General features: G+C 38.8%; 1 protein-coding gene. It reads left to right on the top strand.

What is annotated here, in order from left to right; translation table 11 throughout:
* Window positions 1–563: recombinase family protein (locus tag C9J37_RS27825; protein WP_107897949.1), on the top strand; the 563-nt coding region annotated here is incomplete at its 5' end.
* Window positions 564–689 lie beyond the last annotated feature (126 nt).

Raw genomic sequence — 689 nt, 5'->3', positions numbered from 1 at the left:
TAGAATATCATCAAGTGAGCCAAGTAATTGTATTAAATACGTCTCGTTTGTGGCGCTCTGATATGGCAAAAGTATTGATACAACGAGAGTTGAAAAAATATAACGCAGATGTGAAAGCGATTGAGCAGCCAAATTACAGCATATACACACATGAACCAAATGATTTTTTAGTGAATGGGATGTTGGAGCTATTAGACCAATATCAACGATTAGAGATTGCATTGAAACTAAGTAGGGGCAGAAAGAAAAAAGCTGAACAAGGTGGCTATGCAGGTGGCGGTGTCATGTTTGGTTATACAGTACAGAAAGGGCGAAAAGTATTAGAAGTGGATACAGAGAAAGCGATCGTTGTACGGAGGCTATTTGAATTAAGACATTTTTTTAAACATTGGTCACTATCTCAATTGGCAGAACAGCTCAACATGGAAGGCCATCGAACAGAGAAAGGGAAACGATTTACAAAAGTACAAGTGAAACGCATTTTAGACCGAGAAAGCTTTTATCGGGGAATTTATACATATGGGCAAATTCAAGCAAATGGGCAACACCCTGCAATAATTTGAAGGGCTACTTAAAAAAGGTGCTCATTTACTTATATATCTTCATATAACGGTGAAAATGGATAGGCTTTCGTACCAATGCGCACCAGTTGGTGAACGCTCGAACTAAGGTTGCCGGCATTTTCATTC

This window comes from Lysinibacillus mangiferihumi (genome assembly GCF_003049665.1).
GTDB classification, from domain to species: Bacteria; Bacillota; Bacilli; order Bacillales_A; family Planococcaceae; genus Lysinibacillus; species Lysinibacillus mangiferihumi.
The sequence above is the reverse complement of the archived record's forward strand: the minus strand, read 5'-3'. Positions and strand labels throughout refer to the sequence as shown.